Origin of the sequence: Curvibacter sp. APW13 (assembly GCF_032337135.1) — a bacterium.
In the GTDB taxonomy this organism is placed as follows: Bacteria; Pseudomonadota; Gammaproteobacteria; order Burkholderiales; family Burkholderiaceae_C; genus Allorhodoferax.
In genome coordinates this window covers 1083725-1105579 of sequence record NZ_JAVXZZ010000001.1, presented here as the reverse complement: position 1 = coordinate 1105579, position 21855 = coordinate 1083725, and the positions used below count along the sequence as shown (strand labels likewise).

Annotated in this window: 19 protein-coding genes; 17 read left to right on the top strand and 2 right to left on the bottom strand. The window is 63.1% G+C overall.

Going from position 1 to position 21855, the window contains the following annotated elements:
* Positions 1–79: 79 nt before the first annotated feature.
* From RQP54_RS05045 to RQP54_RS05030, 4 genes are all read left to right on the top strand, one after another.
* The gene (locus RQP54_RS05045; protein WP_315677073.1) at positions 80–1837 is read left to right on the top strand and encodes a GspE/PulE family protein; all 1758 of its coding nucleotides are present in this window, start codon (positions 80–82) and stop codon (positions 1835–1837) included.
* Positions 1838–1842: 5 nt separating this feature from the next.
* On the top strand, positions 1843–3084 hold the full coding sequence (locus RQP54_RS05040; protein ID WP_315677072.1) for a type II secretion system F family protein: 1242 nt from the start codon (positions 1843–1845) through the stop codon (positions 3082–3084).
* Positions 3085–3087: 3 nt separating this feature from the next.
* Positions 3088–3576: a hypothetical protein gene (locus RQP54_RS05035; RefSeq protein WP_315677071.1), complete on the top strand. Its 489-nt coding sequence runs from the start codon at positions 3088–3090 to the stop codon at positions 3574–3576.
* Between the two features lie 157 nt (positions 3577–3733).
* Positions 3734–4117, top strand: a complete 384-nt coding sequence (locus RQP54_RS05030; protein WP_315677070.1) for a type II secretion system protein — start codon at positions 3734–3736, stop codon at positions 4115–4117.
* Positions 4118–4148: 31 nt separating this feature from the next.
* Here RQP54_RS05030 and RQP54_RS05025 read toward each other — a convergent pair whose 3' ends face one another.
* Complete coding sequence (locus RQP54_RS05025; RefSeq protein WP_315677069.1) at positions 4149–6260, bottom strand: O-antigen ligase family protein; 2112 nt, start codon at positions 6258–6260, stop codon at positions 4149–4151.
* Positions 6261–6375: 115 nt separating this feature from the next.
* On the opposite strand from RQP54_RS05025, the gene RQP54_RS05020 reads away from it, so the two are divergent.
* From RQP54_RS05020 to RQP54_RS04960, 13 genes are all read left to right on the top strand, one after another.
* A complete protein-coding gene (locus RQP54_RS05020) occupies positions 6376–6903 on the top strand; it encodes a type II secretion system protein (RefSeq protein WP_315677068.1) in 528 nt (175 codons plus the stop codon).
* On the top strand, positions 6896–7402 hold the full coding sequence (locus tag RQP54_RS05015; protein ID WP_315677067.1) for a prepilin-type N-terminal cleavage/methylation domain-containing protein: 507 nt from the start codon (positions 6896–6898) through the stop codon (positions 7400–7402). The genes RQP54_RS05020 and RQP54_RS05015 overlap by 8 nt, the downstream gene beginning before the upstream one ends.
* Positions 7403–7404: 2 nt before the next feature.
* Entirely contained in the window at positions 7405–8217 is an 813-nt protein-coding gene (locus tag RQP54_RS05010; RefSeq protein WP_315677066.1) for a prepilin-type N-terminal cleavage/methylation domain-containing protein, read from the top strand.
* On the top strand, positions 8214–8606 hold the full coding sequence (locus tag RQP54_RS05005; protein WP_315677065.1) for a hypothetical protein: 393 nt from the start codon (positions 8214–8216) through the stop codon (positions 8604–8606). Before RQP54_RS05010 ends, RQP54_RS05005 begins: the two co-directional genes overlap by 4 nt.
* A gap of 218 nt (positions 8607–8824) precedes the next feature.
* Positions 8825–12193: a DUF6701 domain-containing protein gene (locus RQP54_RS05000; protein ID WP_315677064.1), complete on the top strand. Its 3369-nt coding sequence runs from the start codon at positions 8825–8827 to the stop codon at positions 12191–12193.
* Positions 12194–12320: 127 nt separating this feature from the next.
* A complete protein-coding gene (locus tag RQP54_RS04995; RefSeq protein ID WP_315677063.1) occupies positions 12321–13394 on the top strand; it encodes a hypothetical protein in 1074 nt (357 codons plus the stop codon).
* 2 nt (positions 13395–13396) lie between these two features.
* Positions 13397–14095: a PilN domain-containing protein gene (locus RQP54_RS04990; RefSeq protein WP_315677062.1), complete on the top strand. Its 699-nt coding sequence runs from the start codon at positions 13397–13399 to the stop codon at positions 14093–14095.
* Positions 14092–14712, top strand: coding sequence for a hypothetical protein (locus RQP54_RS04985; protein ID WP_315677061.1), 621 nt, complete (start codon positions 14092–14094; stop codon positions 14710–14712). Before RQP54_RS04990 ends, RQP54_RS04985 begins: the two co-directional genes overlap by 4 nt.
* Positions 14709–15224 carry a hypothetical protein gene (locus RQP54_RS04980; RefSeq protein WP_315677060.1) on the top strand — a complete coding sequence of 172 codons (516 nt, stop codon included), beginning with the start codon at positions 14709–14711 and terminating at the stop codon, positions 15222–15224. Before RQP54_RS04985 ends, RQP54_RS04980 begins: the two co-directional genes overlap by 4 nt.
* Positions 15214–16950, top strand: a complete 1737-nt coding sequence (locus tag RQP54_RS04975) for a secretin N-terminal domain-containing protein (protein ID WP_315677059.1) — start codon at positions 15214–15216, stop codon at positions 16948–16950. Before RQP54_RS04980 ends, RQP54_RS04975 begins: the two co-directional genes overlap by 11 nt.
* Positions 16950–17867, top strand: a complete 918-nt coding sequence (locus RQP54_RS04970) for an ExeA family protein (protein WP_315677058.1) — start codon at positions 16950–16952, stop codon at positions 17865–17867. Before RQP54_RS04975 ends, RQP54_RS04970 begins: the two co-directional genes overlap by 1 nt.
* Positions 17864–18970 (top strand): hypothetical protein, encoded by a 1107-nt coding sequence (locus RQP54_RS04965; protein ID WP_315677057.1) that lies wholly within the window; start codon positions 17864–17866, stop codon positions 18968–18970. The genes RQP54_RS04970 and RQP54_RS04965 overlap by 4 nt, the downstream gene beginning before the upstream one ends.
* An 87-nt stretch (positions 18971–19057) precedes the next feature.
* The gene (locus tag RQP54_RS04960; RefSeq protein ID WP_315677056.1) at positions 19058–19816 is read left to right on the top strand and encodes a TSUP family transporter; all 759 of its coding nucleotides are present in this window, start codon (positions 19058–19060) and stop codon (positions 19814–19816) included.
* Positions 19817–19825: 9 nt separating this feature from the next.
* Here RQP54_RS04960 and mrdA read toward each other — a convergent pair whose 3' ends face one another.
* Positions 19826–21847, bottom strand: a complete 2022-nt coding sequence (mrdA, locus tag RQP54_RS04955) for a penicillin-binding protein 2 (protein ID WP_315677055.1) — start codon at positions 21845–21847, stop codon at positions 19826–19828.
* Positions 21848–21855: the final 8 nt, after the last annotated feature.

Below are 21855 nucleotides of genomic sequence, written 5' to 3'. Positions count from 1 at the left end.
CATCCGTTTCCCGGCAGGCCGGTCCCCACGTGGACAGGCCTGCGTGCTATTATTTTTGCCATTCGCAAAGGAATAGCGCATGAATACAGCCACGGGACAGCCTCCCGCCGACGCGCCCCGGCCACCTTCTGGCCGACCGGAGAAGATTCGATTGGGTGACGTGCTGGTGCAGCAGCGCCTGATTTCCCAGGAACAACTGCAGCAGACGCTGGAACTGCAGCGCACCACCGGCAAGAAGGTTGGGCGCTTGCTCATCGAAACCGGCGTCATCACCGAAGAGCTGTTGGCCAACGGGCTGGCACGCCAGCTGCGCATTCCCTTCGTCAACCTCAAGTCCTTCCCGTTCAAGCCTGAAGTCGTGAAGCTGCTGCCCGAAACGGCGGCGCGGCGCTTCAAGGCCCTGGTATTGGAAGACCGCGGCGACACGGTGCTGGTGGCCCTCGGCGACCCCTTGGACCTGTTTGCCTACGACGAGTTGACGCGCATTCTCAAGCGCAACATCGCCATTGCGGCAGTGCCCGAAAGCCAACTGACCGCCACCTTTGACCGCCTGTACCGCCGCACCGAGGAAATCGCCGGCCTGACCCGCGCGCTGGAAAAGGACCTCAGTGACGCGGTGGACTTCGGAGAACTGACCGCCAGCGTCGGTGCCGAAGGCGCCCCGGTGGTGCGTCTGCTGCAAAGCCTGTTCGAGGATGCGACCCAGGTGGGGGCATCCGACGTGCACATCGAACCGCTGGAGAGCAGCCTGCAGGTACGGGTACGGGTTGATGGTGTGCTGCAGGTGCAGACCCAGGCCGACAAGCGCATCGGCGCCGCCTTGGCGCAGCGTCTGAAGCTGATGGCAGGCCTCGACATTTCGGAAAAGCGCCTGCCCCAGGACGGACGCTTCTCGGTGCGCGTGAAGGACATGACGGTGGACGTGCGTATGTCCACCTTGCCTACCGTGTATGGCGAGGCGGTGGTGATGCGCCTGCTCAACCAGGGCGCGGCGATGAAGAAGCTCGACCAGATCGGCATGCCGCCGGAGATGCTCAAGCGCTTCCGCGAAATCATCCACCGCACCACCGGCATGATCCTGGTGACTGGCCCCACGGGTTCCGGCAAGACCACCACGCTCTATGCGGCACTGGCCGAAGTGGATGCGGCCGAGCACAAGGTCATCACGGTGGAAGACCCGGTGGAGTACCGCCTGCCCGGCATCACCCAGGTGCAGGTCAATGACAAGATCGAACTCACCTTTTCGAAGGTGTTGCGCGCCTGCCTGCGCCAGGACCCGGACGTAATTCTCGTCGGGGAAATGCGCGACACCGAAACGGCCGAGATCGGCCTGCGTGCCGCCATCACCGGGCATATGGTGTTGTCCACGCTGCACACCCGCAATGCGGCCAGTACCCCCTTTCGCCTGCTGGACATGGGAACGCCTCCGTTCATGGTGGCCACCTCGCTGCAGGCCGTCATCGCCCAGCGCCTGGTGCGCCTGATCTGCAACGAGTGCAAGGCCCCACACCACCCGACACCCCAGGAACAGGGCTGGCTCACCAGCATGATCGACGCGGGCATGGAGGGGTTTGCACCGAAGCGTGGCATGGGCTGCTCGGCCTGCAACGGCACCGGCTACGCCGGGCGCCAGGGTGTATACGAACTGCTGGAGATGGATGCCGAACTGACCCAGGCCGCATCGCGGGCCGAGCCGGGTGCCTTCCTGCGCCTGGCGGGCGAGCGCATGAAGGGCCAGACCATGGCCCACCATGCCCTGGCGCTGGTGCGCGCAGGCCGTACCACCGTGGCCGAGGCCATGCGCATCGGCCTCGATGCCGACGACCTGGAGGACTAGGCTGAATGGCACGCTACGAATGGCGCGGACGCAACAGCCGGGGTGAGGCGGTCACAGGCGTGCTGGAAGCCATGACCGAGGGCGGTGTGGCGGACCAGCTCAAGGCCATGGGCGTGGCGCCGGTGTTCATCGGCGTGGCCAAGGAAAAGGCGGATGAAGCGCAGAAGGAAGGCCTGCTGGCCCGCCTGAACCGCAAGCCCGTGGTTACCGATGACCTGCTGATCTTCTCGCGCCAGATGTACACCCTGAACAAGGCGGGCGTTCCCATCCTGCGCGCCTTTGCCGGGCTGGAGGCCTCGGCCACCAAACCGGCCATGGTGGACATGCTGCGCGACATCCGCTCCAGCCTCGACCAGGGGCGCGAACTGTCGGCCGCGCTGTCGCGTTTTGTGGATCTGTTCGGGGCCTTCTATATTTCCATGGTCAAGGTGGGCGAGATAACCGGACGCCTGACCGAGGTGTTCCTGCGCTTGACCGAGCACATGGAGTTCGAGCGCGACGTGAAGGAGCGCATCAAGCAGGCGGTGCGCTACCCCATCTTCGTGCTGGTCGCGATGGCCATCGCCATCGTGGTGCTGAACATCTTCGTGATCCCCGTCTTTGCCAAGGTGTTCGCAGGCTTCAAGACGGAACTACCGCTCATCACGCGCGGCCTGCTGGCCTTCTCTGCATGGATGATTGCCTGGTGGCCGGCCTTGATTGTGGGGGGCATCGCTGCCTGGTTTGGCACCAAGAGTTTTCTCAAGACCGACAAGGGGCGTTACTGGTGGGATGCGAAGAAACTGACCCTGCCCATCGTCGGTGAAATCATCCAGAAGGCCACCCTGGCGCGATTTGCCCGCAGCTTTGCGCTCTCCAACCAAAGTGGGGTACCGCTGGTACAGGGGCTCACGGTGGTGGCGCAGACGGTGGACAACGCCTTCATCGGTGCACGCATCGAGCAGATGCGCGACGGCATCGAGCGTGGCGAAAGCATTTCACGCTGTGCCGCCACCACCGGGGTGTTCACTCCCGTGGTGCTGCAGATGATCCAGGTCGGTGAGGAAACGGGTGAACTCGATTCGCTGCTGTTCGAGATCGCCGAAATGTACGAACGCGACACCGACTACGCCATCAAGGGCTTGTCGGCATCGATCGAACCCCTGCTGCTCGCGGTTATTGGCGTACTGGTGCTGCTGCTGGCGTTGGGGGTCTTCCTGCCGATGTGGAACATGGGGCAGGCCGCCATGGGCAAGGGAGGCGGCTAGGCCATGGCCCGCACCGTTTCGGTCGGCGGGGGACGCATGGTCGAATGGGCCATCCTGGCGCTGGTGGTATTGGGTTTCGTCTGGGTCTTTGGCCTGTATGCCAGCCGGGTTCACGGCCAGGCCGAGCGCGCCGCGGTCATGACCACGCTTGGCACCATGCGTACGGCCATGGTGCTGGAACACCTGCAAGTGCAGGTGCGCGGACAGGCGTCGGCCGCGCCGGAGTCCAGTGCCAATCCCTTCACGGCGATGGGCGCGTTTCCACCGAACTACGCCGGAGAAGTGCAAGGCCGCGACCTGAGCCAGGTGGCGCCAGGGCAGTGGGCGTTTGACGGTCAGTGCCGCTGCATCGGCTACAAGCCGCTGTATGCAACCGGGCTGGAGTCCAAGGATGGGCTCGATGCCCTGTGGTTCCAAAGTCGGGCTCAGGCGGGGGTAGGGACGCTGGTGCCGCTGGACCGTTACGTCTGGCTCGGAATGGCAGTGGAGTAAAGTGAAGCGAGCGTGGTTTTTGTGTGGAACAACAGGCACTTATGCACAAAACCTCGCACACAACCTGCAGAGTTTTCTCTAGAATTTGTAGCACTTCGCTACGTTGACGTTGGTGGCCCGACAGTCCGGCCAATTTTTTGAACGAAAGGTAAGCAATATGAAACGTACCCAACAAGGCTTTACGCTGATCGAGCTCGTGATGGTGATCGTCATCCTCGGCGTCCTGGCGGCCGTGGCCGTTCCCAAGTTTGTGGATCTCAGCTCCGATGCCAAAACCGCCGCATTGGAAGGGGTCGCTGGCGGCATTACCTCGGCCAGTTCGGTGAACTACGCGGCGCGCAGCGTTACCACCGGCAATGGATCCGCAACGGCCAACGTTGCATGCCAGACCGCCGCAGGCAACATTCTTCAAGGTGGTTTGCCAACCGGCTATACGCTGTCCGGCACCGTGAGCGCTACCGTTGGTACGGCCACTGCCTGCACGTTGACGCAAACGTCGACCAACGCCACTGCGACTGCAACGATCATTTCTATCAACTAAAGCGCTTTTCCGAGGCGTCTAACAAGGGCACTCAGGTGCCCTTTTCTACGTCCGCCCGCAGTGAAGCGGGCACTTGTTGCAGGTAGTTCTCCCGCTGCGCAGGTGGCAATACGTCCAGCCCCTGCCGGAAGGCCTCGACCGCTGCTGTGCGGTTGTGTACCGCCGGGTCGGCGTAGACCATTCCCATCCTGAAGTGGCCGTCGGCGGCCTGCTCGGGCCAGAGCCGATTGCGGTGCCGTAGCGCGGACAGGGCCAATGGCCAGTCGTGGGTCTTCAGTCCCAGTGCGTAGATCGACTGCAGCAGTTTCACGTCGACCAAACCGTCAGCGAGCCATGCCTGGGCGCGAGCCCGTGCAGTGTCGTCCCGGCCGGTATTGGCCAATACCACCAGTTCGGTATTGCGGATTGCCGGCTGAGCCGGCCGCAGCGCTTGCAGTTTGGCCAGCGCGGCATCCGCCCCCTGGCGGTCACCGAGTTGGGCGCGTGCCAAGGCCAGGCCTTCGAGCAGTGCGGGAACATGCGGCCGTGACGCGACCACGCTCTCCAGGATCCAGATCGCCTCGGGCCACTGGGAGTGCGCCATCAGCACTTCCGAAATCATCGGACTGAGCTTGCGGTAGTGGGGGTTGGCCTGGATGCCGAGTGTGGCCTCGTGGTGGATGTGGTCCACCAGATCGTGGACCGTGGCGGTGCTGGTCTTTGGGGTTTTGGCCAGTTGTTGCGTGTAGTCCAACGCCCGCAGCAGGTGATACTCGGCGCGGCCGGCCAGCATCGTGAGCCAGACTGCTGCGAGCAGGCCCAACGAGAAAACTGCGACACCCCCTGCATAGGTTCGTTTGCCTAGGCTCCCCAGGACGGGGTATGCAACGGGTGAAAACAGCATTCCGAGCAGCACGGCGAAGAGCATGCCGCCCCCCGCAAGCCGCAGTGGGAAGCCGAACAATGAAACGGTAGCCAGACCGATCAGGGCGGCAAGCAGCGCATAGCGTTGCGGATCTTGTGGCAGCGGCGGAGTCGGTGCCGCGCGTTGCAGACAAGCAGCAAGAAGGAATGCCAACGACAGGCCGCCAACGACCAGACCATATTCGCTCAGCAACTGCAGGATATCGCTGTGGGCGTAGTAGTCGAGTTCCAGCATCGTGTCAGGATCCTGGTAGCGAGGCACCTCCACCTCCCAGGCACCCGCTCCCACGCCTGTCCACGGCTTGTCCTGCAACATCCGCACGCTTGCCTTCCACATGGCGACCCGCATGTTGAATGAACTCTTCGGCGGTTCCAACTCTGAGGAAACACTCTGGGCCCGTGCAAACACGTGGTCCCACAGCTTGTCGTTGTGGCTGGGGAGCTGGGAATAGCGGCTCGACGGTATGCTTCCGAGCACGACCACGCACAAGGCCGTGGTGAGCAAGGATGCACGCCCGGCGCGATCCGGCAAGGCTAGCTTGTGGACGCGACGCCAGGCTAGCCAGGCGACAGCGCAACATGCGTAGACCAGCAAGGCCAGCAGTGCCGAACGGGTACCGGTCATCAGGACTGCAATGGTTCCGGGCACCGGTAGTAGTCCGGAAACGCCGACGCTCCAGACTGAGCGATGTTTCCATGCCAAGTAGAAAGAGAGCGGCAGCGTCGTCACGATGTACTCGGCCGCGAAATTCCGGTTGTAGAACGTGGCGGCGGGTGGTGCCCCCTGGGGGAAGGGTGTCAGGCCAGTCCAGACATACACCATGATCCACAGGGAAGCCGCCACTGCGCCCCAATGGATTGCCCAGAAGGCTCGCGATTGCCGTGGCCCGGCGAAGACGTTCAGGGACAGGAACACCAGCGCGCCGATGAGCAGCCAACGCAATGACTCGACTGCACTCAGGTAGGCGTGACCCCAGACGGAGCTGCACAGGGCATACAGGCAAAGGGTCACCGGAATCAGGACAATCCAGTGCCAGGCAAGCGCACGTGGCTGTATGCATCGCGCCATGAAGAAAAGCAGACCGGCAGCGAGGACGCCAAAGGCAGCCACCGCGGACTTCAGGGTGTCCTGTAGCAGGTAGTCATGCGGGACACCCACAGCGGGAACGAGGAACAGTGTGGCGGCCAGGATACCGGCAGACCAATCGTTGCTGAGGGTTGGGATGGGGCGGGAGTTCACATGCGCATCATAGGAGGCCCTGCACTGTATGCTTGGACAGAGCGCTGTCCTACAATAGGACGGCTTCCATGTTGGGCGGTTTGCTACCAATCAAATAGCAACAATTGCTGACCATATGTCGAGTGAAATTCGAAATGCAGGTGCCAAGTCTACGGTTGGGCGTCGTCAGCGTGGATCCGTGGGTCAGTACGGCTTCACGCTCATCGAACTCATCATGGTGTTGGTGCTTCTGGGCATCCTCGCGGCCTACGCAGCGCCACGCATCTTCAATCGATCGGACTTTGACGCCCGTGGCATGGAGGACGTGACGCTGTCCTATCTGCGCTATGCCCAGAAGACCGCTATTGCGCAGCGGCGTACGGTGTGCCTGTCAATTACCAGCAGTGGTATCAGCCTTTCCATTGCCGCCACAGCTGCCACATCCTCCTGTTCGACGGCGCTGAATGGGCCGGACGGAAAGGCTGCCCTGGCTGTTTCCGGTGTCAGCTATGCCACCCGCCCGCCAGCCAATTTCAGTTTTGATGGCTTGGGGCAACCGATTGACACCAGCGGCGCTGCCCTCGCCACCGTGCAGACTTTCACGGTGACTGGGGGAGGCCGCACGATTACCGTGGAAGCCGCCACCGGGTATGTGCATGACTAAACGCACCGCCCAGGGCTTCACCCTCATCGAGGTCATCATCTTCATCGTGGTGGTGGCTTCCGGGCTGGCTGGTATCTTGCTGGTGAGCAACACGGTGGTGGCCTCATCGGCTGACCCCATGGTGCGCAAGCAGGCCCTGGCGGTGGCGGAATCCATGCTGGAGGAGATCACGCTCAAGGAGTATTGCGACCCCGATACCGCCACGTTGGCGCCGCCCGCCGCACCGGTATGCCCGGCAGCCCGGGTAGCTGCCGACCAGGAGGCAAGCCGCAACCTCTGGGACGATGTGGACGACTACAACGGCTACAGCACTGCTGGCGGTATCGTGGATGTGACGGGGGCCACAGTCCCGGGGTTGAGTACGTACAACGTGGCTGTTTCTGTGGCCGCACCCGCCACTGTGACAGGAGGCGGCGCGACGGTGCTCAAGGCCGTGACGGTGACCGTGACCTGGAGCGGTGGCTCGGTTGTGCTGGTCGGCTACAAGGGGAACTACTGAGCATGCGCAAGCTTCGAGGCTTTACCCTGGTCGAACTCGTCATGGTCATTGTGATCCTGGGAGTGATCGGCGGCATGGTGGCGGTGTTCATGCGCGGGCCCATCGATGCCTACTTTGCCAGCGCGCGCCGCGCCGGGCTGACCGATGTGGCGGACACCACGGTGCGCCGTATGGGGCGGGACATCCGCAAGGCGCTGCCCAATAGCGTGCGCACGCCTACCAACCAGTGCATTGAATTCATTCCGACCAAAACCGGCGGGCGCTACCGTGCGCAGGGCACCGGTTTCCTGAATTTTGCCGCCAGTACCACCAGTTTCAATGAATTGGGCGACAACACGGCACGCCCCAGTGACCAGCAGATTGCGGTAAATGACGTTGTGGTGGTGTACAACCTGGGCATCGCCGGTTCGGACGCCTATGCGCAGGACAACACGGCGGTTGTTGATACTCCGGCGCCGACGGTTTCCGGTACGCCTGCTGAAACCACCATCACCATCGTCGCCAAGAAATTTCCACTGGAGTCCGGCAGCAACCGATTCCACGTCGTTCCGGCGGGCGAGCAGGTGGTCGGATTCGTGTGCACCGGTGGGCAGCTGCTGCGCTACACCACGGGTCTGCCGTATGCCGCGCCAGCCTCCTGTCCGCGGTCGGGCGCCACGACCTCGGTCTTGGCAAAGAACATTTCGGCCTGCAACTTCAGCTACACCGGCTCCGACCTGCAACGCAATGCCCTGGTACGCATGAGCCTGCAGTTGACGGACAGTGGGGAAACTGTCAGTCTCCAGCACGAGGTGCACGTCAACAACACGCCATGAAGCCAACGCGTCATCAGAAGGGGTTTGCCGCCGTGGCCGCCGTTTTCCTGGTGGTGGTGCTGGCCGCACTCGGGGGCTACATGGTGAGCTTTTCCAATACCCAGCAGCTCACGTCGGCACAGGATACCGTGGGTTCGCGGGCCTACTGGGCGGCGCGGGCCGGGCTGGAATGGGGTGTCAGTGCGGGTGCTGCCGCATCGGCCTGTCCGGCGGCGTCGACAACGTTGACCATCCAGGGCATTTCCGTGGCAGTGGTCTGTACGGCTACTGCCTACACAGAAGGCGGCGCCACAATCAACATCCTGCGCTTCACTGCGGTAGCTTCCCTGGGCGCGGCGGGAACCCAGGGTTACGTCGAGCGCAGCGTGTCGGCCAGCATGGAGCGATGACCATGGCATTTCTACGATCGAGTCTGGGCCTCTTGCTGCTGTTGTTTGCCACCCTGGGTCATGCCGCCAGCTATACCCTGCCGGCCCAACTGTCCTCCATCTGCGGTGGTACCGTCAGTGGCAGTGGCACGTCCTACCAGTGTTCCGGCAGCATCTCCCTGGGTAACAACGATGTCGTTACCCTCAGCTCGAACCTGAGCCTGACCGTCACAGGCAACATGGCCTTGTCCAACAACGTCACGATCAACGCCAGCGGCACCTACACGCTCACTCTCAACATCGCAGGGAACTTTGCATCGGGCACCGACCCTGTCATCGTCGGCAATATCAGCACGGGCGGTTCCACCGTCATCGGCGTGAACGGAAATATCACCGGCAACATTACCGCTGCGGGGTCGGTGGACCTGGGAAACAATGCCGTGGTAACCGGCAATGTCACGGGCAGCAGCATCACGTTCGGTAACTCCAGCACCATGGTAAATGGTGTTTGTACACCGACCTACACGCAGTGCAGCGGCTTGACCCTCACCAAGGTAGCCGATTCGTCTGCCGGTCAGTTGAACTCGGTGGTCAGCTTCACCATCAAGGCCAAGAACAGTAGCAGCAGTGCCCTCAGCAACGTCACGATCACTGATGCACTTCCCGCATCAATGTCGTATTCCGCATCGGCTCCCACGTTGGGGAGTGTTGCTGTTACCGGGCAGACGGTCACATGGACCATCACCTCGCTGCCAGCTGGAGCGACGGCACAACTCAGCCTGGCTGTCACCTTGCTGACCCAAGGCACGCAGACCAATACCGTTACCGCGCCCAATGCGCCATCAGCGAGTGCCAGCGTCCTCGTATTGGGGGGCGCAGTGACTCACTACCGGATGGATGAGGCAGTGGGGACATGGAACGGATCCACCGGGGAAGTGCTCGATTCGGGTTCTACAGGCTTGCATGGCAAGAGGGTGCTGACCGGGGCCAGCAGCACAACCAACACAGTGGTCCCGAGTCCGACCATTGCAAGCCAGAAGTCTTCGGTCAGCGGTAGCTTTTGCAATGCGGGGCGTTTTGATGGCAACGCTGTCGTGCAGGTGCCCACCAGTCCCCTGTTCAACTACACGACCAAATTCTCCGCGTCGGCGTGGATCTACATGACTGGCTATCCTGCTTCCGGCGGGCTCTACAGCGTTCTCTCAAACGACGTGAACTATGAGTTCCACATCAATTCAAGTGGCAAGTTGTACTGGTGGTGGAACAATGGTCAGAACATCACCTCCTCCAGCTCCATCCCACTCAATACCTGGACCCATGTGGCGATCACCTTCAGTTCCGCGACCGGAGCAGGGCGTCAGAAAATCTATATCAATGGAGTGCAGGATGCGACGTCGGGTAGCTGGACCGGAACCTTGCAGCAGAACAGTTGCAACTTCTATGTTGGTGGAGACGTTGCAACCGGTTCCTGTTCTGTCATCAGCAGCCGCAATTTCCAGGGCTACATTGACGAGACCAAGCTCTACAACTACGAGCTTAGTGCGTCCGAAGTGCAGGCCGACATGAATCTGGGACGCAACTGCTCGGGCACCTTCGATCACATCCAGATCGAGCATGACGGGGCGGCGTCCACCTGCACTCCTGAGTCGGTCACGCTCAAGGCATGTCTCAATGCGGCATGCACCAGTCTCTATTCAGGCGCTGTTACGGTGCGGCTGACGCCTTCGGGGTGGACCAGTGGCGACACCTTTACGTTTTCTGGTGGGACGACGACACGAACCCTTAGCCAGAGTAGTGCTGGAACGGTCGTTCTGGGTGTGGGCAGCGTAAGCCCGACACCCGATGCCAGTGCAAGTTGTTACAACAGCAGTACCAACACCAACAGTTGTTCTCTTACCTACACGTCGGCCTCCTGTGCGTTTGATGCGGTTGAAGTGGGTGCCAATCCGAAGACCAACCTCTACACCAAGCTTGCCGGAACGGCGTTCAGTGTGGACATCGTCGCGGTGAACGGAACTTCGGTCGATACCACCAGCAGCGCAGCTTTGACCGTGGATCTGGTGGACACCACCTCCAGCGCCTGCCCAACAGGTACTGGCCTGACGAGCACCCAAAGTGTCACATTGGCCAGTGGGCGCAAATCGGCGTCATTTACCTATGCCGGTGCTGCCAAGAATGTACGGGTACGGATGCAGCAGGGGAGTGGCACACCGGCCTGCTCCACGGACAATTTCGCCATTCGGCCCACTGCATTTACTGTCAGCTCTTCCAATGCGAATGCGGATTCCACGGGAGCCAATGGAACAGCAGCACCAAAGATCAAGGCCGGAGCCGCCTTCACACTCACTGCCGACACCGGTACCGTCGGATATGGCGGTACGCCCACGTTGGACACTACGAAGGCATCTGCCCATAGTGGTGCCGAGCAGACCGGTACCCTGGCAGGAAGCTTTACCGCTGCGGCGGCTTCAGCCAGCGGCAATGGCGCCAGCGGAACGGCCTTTACCTACTCGGAGGTGGGATATTTTCGGTTGGCAGCTGACGGCGTGGTGGACAGCACTTTCACTGCGGTTGACAGTGCTGCAAGTGACTGCATTGCCGGCTCCTCGTCCAACACCTTGTCGGGCGGCAAGTATGGCTGCAACATTGGCAGCACGCAAAGCAGCTACTTCGGTCGTTTTATCCCCGACCATTTCATTACTTCGGTAACCGCGGGCTGTGGCGCGTTCACGTACGCAGGGCAGCCGCTGGGGCTGACCGTCACTGCGCAGAACGCTGCGAACGCCACAACGCAAAACTACAGTGGTTCGACCTGGGCCAAGTCGGTCACCGTAAGCGATTCCGGCAGTGGTCCGACCGCCATTGCGTGTGTCAGCGGTTCTTCCTGTACCGGCGCCCCCGTGTGGACCAACGCCACACTGTTGGCTTCGACCTTTTCCAAAGGTGTTGCTACCCCCGCAGCGTCAGCGAGTCCCGCCTATGCATACCAAAATACAGCTGTGGGTGCAACGAGTAGCTATGCCATGGCTGCCCCCTATACGCTGGGTGTGCGGGCACTCGACACCGATGCCGTGACCTCCAGCGGCTTTTCCGAGGGCAGCACGGTGATTCGCAGCGGGCGTGTTCGCATGCGTAACGCCTACGGTTCGGAGCGCTTGAGCACAGGACTTTCGGTGCCTGTCGCGTTCGAGTATTACGATGCTCCAGCAGTGGCGACAGCGGGATGGCGGACTGGAACAGATACCTGCACCACCGTTGCGTCCAGCCAATTTGCCTTTGTCTATCCAGTGGACACGAAAAATGGTCTGGCGGCTTGTCGAACGGCGGGAGGGTCGGTAGGCGCCAAGCCAACACCCAATTTGGGATTGGTGCAGCCAGTCGGAAACGTCACCGGCTGGGTGGATGTAACGCTGAACCTGGGTAGTGCTGCAGCTGGCAGCACTTGCACTACATCTAACGCAGCCACCGGGTACAGTGCCAGCGCCGCAACAGCTGGCGTGCCCTGGCTGCAGTACCCTTGGGGGGGCGCAGCCAACACCAACCCTTCGGCCCGTGCCACATTCGGTGTCTACAAGAGCCCGCTCATCTACCGCCGCGAAAACTACTGATGATTTTGGCCGCCTGCCCCCGTCTTTATTGCGCAACCAGCTATGAATATGTGAGCGACTTGGTGAATAATGTGCCAATGTATACAAATGTGAAGGGTCACGGTTCGGTTATCCACAAGGAGTGGGCGTGAGCGTGCGCTGGCCATGGCGTCGCCCTTCCTCCAGTGCCCGCTTGGTCGTGTCCTGGGCAGACGGTGTACTCAGCTATGTCGTGGCAAAGCCATTGGGCGGTGAGCGCTTCGAAATCAAGGCCGCAGGCGTCGAGCGCCGCGGTGATGACGCACTGGAAGCCTTTGCGGCACGGCTGGCAGCGCTGGGTCTGAAGGGTCTGGCCGCGCAGGCGATGCTGCGCCCGGCGCAGTACCAGTTCCTGCAGATCGACGCACCGCAAGTCCCCCCGGAAGAGATGCGGGCCGCCGCACGCTACCAGATCAAGGATCTGGTGACCGCACACATCGATGACATCACGCTGGATGTGCTCAAGGTCGGAGACGGCCAGTACAAGGCGGGTGAACTGCTGTTCGTGGTTGCTGCTGCCAATGCGGTGGTGCGTGAACTGCTCGACCTCAGCGACGCCATGCAATGGGATGTGCGCGTGGTCGACGTGCAGGAAACCGCGCAGCGCAATCTGCAGCAGTTGCTGGCCCGTACCGAAGGCCGCGCCGAGCGCGCCGATGCCTTGCTGACCATGGCCGATGACCGCCAGGGTCTGCTCACCATCAGTGCCAACGACGAACTGTTTTTCACCCGTCGGCTGGACCTGCCTGTGGGCTTCATGGCCATGTCCTGGGGCGACTCGGGGGCCGCACCCGTTGCGGAACAGGCCTATGTGCCGGTAGGCGAATACGTTCCGGACTACGCCGTCGGTGGCGAGGCCTTCGGGGCCGACTATTCGGCGGGCATGGTGGACTACTCCGCTACGGGCCAGGGTGCCCACCAGCGCGTGGTGGTGGAGCTGCAGCGTTCACTGGACCTGTGGGACCGCACCTGGCGCGATTTGCCCTTGCAAGGCTTGCGCGTGGCCGCGGGCGAGCGCTCGGCGGAAATGGTCCAATGGCTGGCGCGCGAGCTGGGCATGGTGGTGCAGGCGATCGACTTGTCGGCCCAGTTTCCGGGTTGGGCGGCATTGCCTGCGGGTGAGCGCATGGAGTGTTGGCCGTTGCTGGGACTGCTCTTGCGCACGGAAACACGGACACTCTGAGCATGGCCCAGCAGATCAACCTTTGCGCCCCCATTCTGCTGACGCAGAAGAAGTACTTTTCGGCCCACACCATGGCCGCGAGTCTGGGGGTTTTTGTGGTGCTGGGGGCCGTGCTGGCCGGCACCTGGGCCTGGAACCTGGGGAGTGCGGCACGCCAGTACACCCAGACCATGGAGTCTCAGGCCCGGGACATTGACAACTTGAAGAGCGCATTGGAGCGCATCAAAGCCGCCGCACAGCCGGTGGATCCCGGCCTGACGCATCAGCTTGAAGACCGCAGGGCCCATCTGGAGCAGCGCAAGGCCTTGCTGGCCGCATTGCAGGATGGGGCGTCGGAGCCCGGCAACGGCTACGCGGCGCGGCTGCAATTCCTTGCCAGCAGCACACCCGCGTCGGTGTGGATCAATGGGGTGACCATGTCGGCGGGCTTGTTCAGGGTATCGGGCTACACGCTGGAGCCTGCCGCCCTCAACGACTGGGTGGCACGCATGGCCACACACCCGCTGCTGCAGGGCTTGCAGTTGTCGCAGGTGCAGGTGAAGGCCATAGCACCGGCTGCAGTTGCGCCGGTGTCGCCCGCAGCGCCAACGGCGCCGCCGTTGCAGCCCGCAGCGGTGGGTCGCAAGCTGTGGTCCTTTGAACTCGGAAGCACGCGCCCGATGAGCGTGCCCAAGACGAACGATGTGGAGCGCAAACCATGAAAGCCCAGCTGTTGCAATGGGCCGCCAAGGTCGATACCCTGAGCCTGCGCGAGCGTGCCATTCTGTTTCTGGCCGTGATGGCCGTCTTGCTTGCGCTGGTGGACACCCTGGTGCTCACGCCATCCCAAACCCAGTTCAAGGCGGTGCAGCAACGCTACGCAGCCCAAGGGGCCGAAATCAACCGTCTGCGGGCCGAGTTGGTCGCTGCGGGCAAGCCGGTGGACCTGAACCAGGCCGTACGCGAGGGCATTGCCGCGGTGGAGCGTGACATCGCCTCGGTGAATCAAGAGATCCAGGCCCAATTGGCCCAGACGGGCACGGGACGTGCCCTGGAGCCGGTATTGGTGCAGTTCCTGCGTCGCCAGCCCAACCTGAGCCTGCTGGGTACCCAGACGCTTGCGGGTGATGCAGGCAGCGTTGGCGGCACGAGCGTTCCGGGGCTGACCCGTCAGGGCCTGGAACTGCGCATCGCGGGGCCCTACCTGGAGCTGATGCGCTATGTACAGACCCTGGAGACTGCCTTGCCGCATCTGCGTTGGGGCAGTATGCAGATCAAGGCCGAGCAGCAGCCCCCGGAAATGGTGCTGCAGGTCTACGTGCTGGGGGTGACACCATGAGGCGCTTGTTCAATGCGCTGTCGGCCTGTGCGTGGCTGGCACTGGCTTGCGCTGCGCAGGCGCAGGGGCCCGTGCCCACGCCTGCCTTGCGTGACCCCACGGTGGCGCCCGCGGCGGCCGGGCTAGACGGTGCTGCGGCCGACGGGGCCACCATGCAGACTTCACCGGTCGGCACCGGCAATGTGGTGGTGCGCGGCGGCAAGCCCTACCTGGTCGTGGGATCGCGACTGGTGGCTCCGGGCCAGACGGTGGACAACTACAAGCTCGAACGCATCACGGAAACCGAGATCTGGCTGCGGGATGCGAGCGGCCTGACCAAGCAGCCGCGATTTGCCGGTGTGCAGCGCAGTGTGGCCAGTGCGCGTTGCGGAACGACAGCACCTACCAAGTCCCCATCAACCCGCAAGAAAAAGCCCCGTACTGGCGCGACTTCACCACCGGAATCCCGATCTTCACCGGATGCTGGCGCGGCGCCGCGTCCCAACCGCGAAAATGATGCCCATGACTGCTAACTTCGAATTGCTGGAGACCAGCACGCGACCCTTGCGTGCCTTGGCCATCGCGACCGCCGTGGTGGCCAGCCTGTTGTCGGGTTGTGCGGCGGATCGCCCCATGCGTACGCCCGATGTCAGTGCTGCCATCAAGGCCGAAATGGCCCCTGCCAAGCCTGCACCGAAGGCGATACCTGCTGCGGTGAGTGAATCACTGGCCGAACCCGTCAGCCCGCCCACGGCCAGTGCCGAGCCGCGCATCGACCTGCTCATCAACAACGCCCAGGTGCGCGACGTGTTCTTGGCCATCGTGGCCGACACGCGCTACAGCATGCTCATGCATCCGGATGTCAAGGGCACGCTCTCCGTCACTCTGCGCGGTGTCACCGTCAAGGAAGCCCTCGACGCCATTCGCGATGTCTATGGTTACGACTACAAGATGGAGGGCCGGCGCATCACCGTCTATCCGCCGACACTGCAGACGCGCGTGTTCACCGTCAATTACCCGAATTCCCAACGCGTCGGCGCCAGCGATTTGCGGGTGTCGTCGGGTGGATCGGCAGGCTCGGGTGCAAGCAATGGCACGGCATCGAACGCCACCAGTGGCGCATCCAGCCAGGGTCAGCAGCAAAGCAGCAGTGTCTCCACCAGTTCACGAACCGACTTCTGGACCGAAATGGCCGCGGCAGTGCGCACCATGGTTGGCAATGCCGAGGGACGAACAGTCATCGCCAGCCCGCATGCCGGTATCCTGATGGTGCGCGCCATGCCTGATGAGTTGCGTCAGGTAGAGAAGTTCCTGAAGGCAGCGCAAATCGCGGTGGAGCGCCAGGTCATGCTGGAAGCCAAGATCATCTCGGTCGAGTTGCGCGATGGCTACCAGAGTGGTGTGAACTGGGCTGCCATGGGCACCAGTGTCGACGGCACCACGGGCATTGGCGTGTTTGGCTCGGGTGTCAGCGGGGGCAGCTACCCCTCGGGTACCAACGTCATCAATGACGTGGTGAGCGCCCCGTCGATGGCGGCTGGTGGTGGACTGTTCGGTCTGGCCCTGGCGGCAACGCAATTCCAGGCGGTGCTCGGCTTCCTGGAAACCCAGGGTGATGTACAGACCCTGTCAAGCCCGCGCGTGGCGACGCTCAACAACCAGAAGGCCGTGCTCAAGGTCGGTACCGATGAGCTGTATGTGACAAACATCTCGGGCGGCACCGCCAGCACGTCCAGCACCACGACCAGCGGCAACAGCACCACCATGCCTACCGTCACGCTGACACCGTTCTTCTCCGGCATTTCTCTGGACGTGACGCCGCAGGTGGATGAGGGCAGCACCATTACCCTGCACATCCACCCCTCTGTCACCACGGTCACGGAGAAGAGCAAGCAGATCGACCTCGGGACCGTGGGCAATTACAAGCTGCCGCTGGCCTCCAGCAGCGTCAATGAAACCGATACGCTGGTTCGCATCCAGGACGGTGCCATCGTGGCCATCGGCGGCCTGATGCAGATGGAGTCGACCCGCAGCTCCTCGGGCGTGCCCGGCACGACCGACAAGGCATTCTCATGGCTGTTCGGCAACAAGGCAGCTACCGGGCGCAAGCGCGAAGTGATTGTTTTGATCAAACCCACCATCATCCGTTCCCAAAGCGATTGGGAAGCGCAGACGGATCGTGCCCGTGCCGCCATCCAGGACATGGATGCGGCCCGCGTGCGGGTGATCGAAATGGGCCAACCCAGCCCGGCCCAGTGATGTATCTGGGCCACTTCGGCTTGCGGGAGGCCCCGTTCTCCATCACCCCGGACACGGATTTCTTCTTTGCCCACGAGGGGGCGCAGGCTTCCCTCAACACGCTGCTGGTGGCGCTGCGCAGTGGCGAAGGCTTCATCAAGGTCGTGGGTGAGCTCGGCTGTGGCAAGACCGTGCTGTGTCGCCAGTTGCTGCGCCTGTTGCAGGACGAATGTGTGACGGCCTACATCCCCAACCCCGACATGGGGCCGGACGACCTGATCATGGCCCTGCTGCATGAACTCTCCATCGAGGTTCCGACGCCCGCCACCCGGCATGCGATTCAGGAGGCCTTGCGTGCGGCCCTGGTGCAGCATGCTTCCCAAGGGCGGCGGGTGGTGGTGTGCATCGACGAAGCCCAGGCGATTCCGCTGCGGTCCATCGAGAGCCTGCGCCTGCTCTCGAACCTGGAAACCGAAAAGCGCAAGCTGATCCAACTGGTCCTGCTGGGGCAGCCCGACCTGGATACCAAGCTGGAGCGTCCGGAGATACGCCAGTTGCTGCAACGCATCACCTTCTCGGAGTACCTGGGCCCGATGGCCGCACAACGGGTTCCCGCCTACCTGGCCCACCGCCTGCGCTGTGCCGCGCTGGACGATTCCACCGAGGTGGAGGTATTTGACCGCGCTGCAGCCCAGCTGTTGGCACGCTACAGCGGCGGAACCCCGCGCCTGATCAACGTGCTGGCCCACAAGTGCCTCATGCTGGCTTATGGTGAAGCAAGCCACCGCGTCCAGGCGCGTCATGTGCACCTGGCCGCACGCGACACCCCGGCCGTGGCACCCTTGCCGCCCTGGTGGCGGCGCTGGTGGCCGCGGAGTGCGTCGCGCCGTGGACGTGCACGTGGTGTGGACGATTCGTTCGGAGCGGGGATGTCATGAGTGTGATCAACCAGATGCTGCGTGATCTGGACCAGCGCGGGCAAGGCCTTGAAGGCAGCGCCGGCGCACCAGGGGTCCGGAGTGTCACGGGCGCAACGCTGACCACACCGCCGCTACCGCAAAAAGGAGGGCGCAGGTGGCTGTTGCCGGTGCTGTTCGCGGTCGTGATGGCTGTGGGTGCGGCATGGTATCTGCAGGTGTTTGATGCCTTGCTGTACGGCTCGGCTCCAGTGCATCGTGCGTCTGCACCTGACCCAATGGCTGTGGCATCGGCACCGAGTGTCCTGGCCCTTGCGCCACCGGCCGTGCCGAATCCAAGCCCATCGCCTGTGGCGGAATTGCCCAGTGGAGCGGTGCAGTTGCGTCTGGACGCCGCACTGGACCACGTGCCGCGTATGGCGCCTGAGCCACGCAACAGTGCAGTCGTCGCGGCTCCTGCGGCGCCCTTGGTGCAGGCGAGCGCACCGCGTGCCAATCCAGTGGTTGTGCCCTCCGTTGAGGTGCGCGCTGCACCCGCACCCAGCGCGGAACGCCCGGCGCCCGCCCTTGCGGGCGCAGCGTCGGCACCCGTGACCAACCCGGAAACGGCCAATGCCGGCCCCCGCCAGTTGGCGGCAGCCCGCGACGCCTTGGCCCAGGCCCAGTCGCTGTGGGCCCAGGGCAGCCAGACCGCAGCCCTGGAGTTGCTGCGCGATGCGCTGCCGCTGGCCGATCGCCATGCCAACGTGGTGGGGATGGAAAGCGTGCTGGTCGCCATGGTCCGTGAACAGGCGCGCATGCAGCTGGCCCTGGGGCAGGTGCAGGCGGCCTACGACATGCTGCTCGCGCATGAAAGCCGAACGAGGCAGGCGCCCGAGGTCTGGGCCCTGCGCGGCAACGCCGCCCAGCGACTGGGGTTGCACGCTGACAGTGTGCAGGCCTACATGCAGGCCTTGCAGAGTCGTCCCACCGAGCAGCGCTGGCTCCTGGGGCTGGCGGTGTCGCTGGCAGCCATGGGCCAGACCCAGGCGGCCACCGACGTGGTGGAGCGCGCGCGCGCCGAAGGTCCGATTGCCCGGGACATTGCCAACTACCTGCGCCAGATGGGTGTGACTTTGCGTTAATCTGGCCTGTAGCCCGCGAATACATTGCGCAAGCAGCTACCAAAACAATAGCAGTGGCAGCGTTGTGACGCGTGCGACAATGGTCGCATGGAACTTCTGGTTGTGACGCTGGCCTCGCTGCTGGCCGGTTTTATCGATTCGATCGTGGGCGGCGGCGGGCTGGTTCTGGTCCCGGCCTTGTTTGCTACCTTTCCCCATGCCGCACCGGCAACGCTGTTTGGTACCAACAAGGGTGCGTCGGTCTGGGGCACTTCCATGGCCACGCTGCAATACGCGCGTCGTGTGCAGATGCCTTGGCATGCCCTGGCCCCAGCCGCTGCCGCGTGTTTCGTGGCATCCATGGGTGGCGCCTGGCTGGTGACCGTGGTGTCGCCACACTACCTGCGCAAGGCGCTGCCGCTGGTGCTGCTTCTGGTGCTGGCTTACACGCTGGCCAAGAAGGAGTTGGGGCGTTCCCATGCGCCGCGCTTTGCCGGTCGGCAGGAAGCCCTGGTGGCCAGCGGAATCGCTGTGGCCATCGGGTTCTACGACGGCTTCTTCGGTCCCGGCACGGGCAGCTTTTTCGTCTTTCTGCTGGTGCGCTTGCTCGGCTACGACTTCCTGCACGCCTCGGCCGGCGCCAAGCTGCTCAACACCGCATCGAACCTGGCTGCCATTGTCCTGTTTGCCTACAAGGGCCATGTGTGGTGGCATTTCGTGGTCGCCATGGCGCTGGCCAATGTACTGGGCAGTTTTGCCGGTACCCACCTGGCCCTGAAGCACGGCGCTGGCTTCGTGCGCGGGGTGTTCATCGTGGTGGTCAGCAGCCTGATCGCCAAGACCAGTTGGGACGCTTTCCTGCGCTGAAGCCTTGGTTCAGGGTGCTTCCGGGCGGCGGCGCGGCACGTAGGCGCTGCGCAGGGTCTCCTGCGTCGGTTCGGCCGACGCAGCGCTGGTGGAAGGCCAGGCGACTTCTGCGGCAGAGCGCTGCTTGCCCACCGGGGCTGTGGCTTGCCCCTTGCTCACCAAGGCCATGTCCTCTTCGCTCGGGTACAGCCCCAGCAGCCAGTAGTCGAACACCCGCCGGGCGATGGGGGCTGCCGAAGCCGAACCAAAGCCAGCGTTCTCCACGATCGCCGCCAGCGCAATGCGGGGCGCATCGGCCGGGGCGAAGGCAACATAGAGCGAATGGTCGCGCTTGTGCTCTTCCATCGTGGCCGCATTGTACTTCTGGTTGGCCCCGAGGCTGACGGCCTGTGCCGTACCGGTTTTGCCTCCGCTGAGGTAGGGCGCGCCGGCAAACACGCGGGTCGATGTGCCACCCTGGGTCACGCCGATCATCGCGTTGCGGATCACTTCCAGGTGCTCCGGCTTGAAGTCCAGGCGCACCGGCTCGGGTGGCTGCACGGTGGTGCGGGACTTGGTGGAGGCGTCCTGCACCCCCAGCACCAGATGGGGCTTGTGCTGCACGCCGTTGTTGACGATGGTGGACAAGGCCTGCGCCATCTGCAGCATGGTGAAGTTGTTGTAGCCCTGGCCGATGCCCAGCGAAATGGTCTCGCCCGCGTACCACTTGCGTTGCTCCGGACGCTTGTAGTAGTTGCGTTTCCATTCCTGGCTCGGCAGCACGCCCGTGACCTCGCCCTTGATGTCGATGCCCGTGATTTGGCCAAAACCCAGTGGCTTCATGAAATCGTGGATGGTGTCCACGCCCATTTCGTTGGCCAAGGTGTAGAAGTACACATTGCTCGACTCGACAATCGCGCGGCGCATGTCCATCGCGCCGCCTTTTTCATTTTCGGGGCTGCCGAAACGGTGGCCACCGAACATGAAGAAGCCGGGGTCATTGATGATTGTGCTCGCCGATCGGGTGCCGGTGGTCAGCGCACCCAAGGCCATGAAGGGCTTGTAGGTCGAGCCCGGCGGATACGTGCCGCGCAGGGCGCGGTTGAGCAAGGGCTTGTCCGGTGACTCGTTCAGGGCCTGCCAGTTTTCCTGGTCAATGCCCTCGACGAACAGGTTGGAGTCGAAGGTGGGTTTCGACACGAAGGCCAGCACCTCGCCGTTGCGTGGGTCCAAGGCCACCAGCGCACCGCGGCGCTGGCCGTAGATGTCTTCGATCAGCTTTTGCAGCTTGATGTCGATCGACAGGATGACGGTGTTGCCGGGGGTAGAGGGGTTGCTGGCGAGCTTGCGCACGGCACGGCCTCCGGCCGAGGTCTCCACCTGTTCGACACCGGTGATGCCGTGCAGTTCGGTCTCGTAGCTCTGTTCCACGCCGAGCTTGCCGATGTATTCGGTGCCGCGGTAATTGCCGGCGTCCTCCTGGTCGGCAATCTTTTCCTTTTCGGCCCGGTTGATGCGGCCGATGTAGCCGATCACATGGCTGGCCAGCTCGCCGTGCGGGTAGCTGCGAAACAGCCGGGCCTTGATCTCCACACCCGGAAAACGGAACCGCTGGGCCGCGAAGCGGGCCACCTCGGTGTCGGTCAGCCGGGTGCGGATGGGGACCGATTCGAAGCTCTTGGTTTCTTCCATGAGCTTCTTGAAGCGGCGCCGGTCTCGCGGCGTGATGTCGAGTACCGCGGAGAGGTCTTCGATGGTGCGCTCGACACCACTCTCGGTCTTGGAAGGCGTGATCTCCAGGGTATAGGCGGAGTAGTTCGACGCCAGCACGATGCCATTGCGGTCGGTGATCAGCCCGCGGTTGGGAACGATCGGGACGATCGAGGTGCGGTTGTTCTCGGCCTGTGCACGCAACTCGTCGTGGCGCCAGATCTGCAGGTACAGCAGGCGCAGCACCAGCAGCCCGAAGCACACCAGCACCACGCCGCTGATGACCAGCACCCGCGAGCGGAAGCGCGACAGGTCCGCCTCGACATTGCGCAGTTCTGTCATGCAGCGAC

What these genes read in the sequence shown, in the direction of transcription:
- RQP54_RS05030 (WP_315677070.1), top strand. Translation starts at nt 3,734, where the DNA reads ATGAAACGTACCCAACAAGGCTTTACGCTGATCGAGCTCGTGATGGTG.
- RQP54_RS04960 (WP_315677056.1), top strand. Translation starts at nt 19,058, where the DNA reads ATGGAACTTCTGGTTGTGACGCTGGCCTCGCTGCTGGCCGGTTTTATC.
- RQP54_RS04975 (WP_315677059.1), top strand. Translation starts at nt 15,214, where the DNA reads ATGACTGCTAACTTCGAATTGCTGGAGACCAGCACGCGACCCTTGCGT.
- RQP54_RS04985 (WP_315677061.1), top strand. Translation starts at nt 14,092, where the DNA reads ATGAAAGCCCAGCTGTTGCAATGGGCCGCCAAGGTCGATACCCTGAGC.
- RQP54_RS05035 (WP_315677071.1), top strand. Translation starts at nt 3,088, where the DNA reads ATGGCCCGCACCGTTTCGGTCGGCGGGGGACGCATGGTCGAATGGGCC.
- mrdA (WP_315677055.1), bottom strand. Translation starts at nt 21,847, where the DNA reads ATGACAGAACTGCGCAATGTCGAGGCGGACCTGTCGCGCTTCCGCTCG.
- RQP54_RS04965 (WP_315677057.1), top strand. Translation starts at nt 17,864, where the DNA reads ATGAGTGTGATCAACCAGATGCTGCGTGATCTGGACCAGCGCGGGCAA.
- RQP54_RS05040 (WP_315677072.1), top strand. Translation starts at nt 1,843, where the DNA reads ATGGCACGCTACGAATGGCGCGGACGCAACAGCCGGGGTGAGGCGGTC.
- RQP54_RS05000 (WP_315677064.1), top strand. Translation starts at nt 8,825, where the DNA reads ATGGCCTTGTCCAACAACGTCACGATCAACGCCAGCGGCACCTACACG.
- RQP54_RS04980 (WP_315677060.1), top strand. Translation starts at nt 14,709, where the DNA reads ATGAGGCGCTTGTTCAATGCGCTGTCGGCCTGTGCGTGGCTGGCACTG.
- RQP54_RS05010 (WP_315677066.1), top strand. Translation starts at nt 7,405, where the DNA reads ATGCGCAAGCTTCGAGGCTTTACCCTGGTCGAACTCGTCATGGTCATT.
- RQP54_RS04990 (WP_315677062.1), top strand. Translation starts at nt 13,397, where the DNA reads ATGGCCCAGCAGATCAACCTTTGCGCCCCCATTCTGCTGACGCAGAAG.
- RQP54_RS05020 (WP_315677068.1), top strand. Translation starts at nt 6,376, where the DNA reads ATGTCGAGTGAAATTCGAAATGCAGGTGCCAAGTCTACGGTTGGGCGT.
- RQP54_RS04970 (WP_315677058.1), top strand. Translation starts at nt 16,950, where the DNA reads ATGTATCTGGGCCACTTCGGCTTGCGGGAGGCCCCGTTCTCCATCACC.
- RQP54_RS05015 (WP_315677067.1), top strand. Translation starts at nt 6,896, where the DNA reads ATGACTAAACGCACCGCCCAGGGCTTCACCCTCATCGAGGTCATCATC.
- RQP54_RS05005 (WP_315677065.1), top strand. Translation starts at nt 8,214, where the DNA reads ATGAAGCCAACGCGTCATCAGAAGGGGTTTGCCGCCGTGGCCGCCGTT.
- RQP54_RS05045 (WP_315677073.1), top strand. Translation starts at nt 80, where the DNA reads ATGAATACAGCCACGGGACAGCCTCCCGCCGACGCGCCCCGGCCACCT.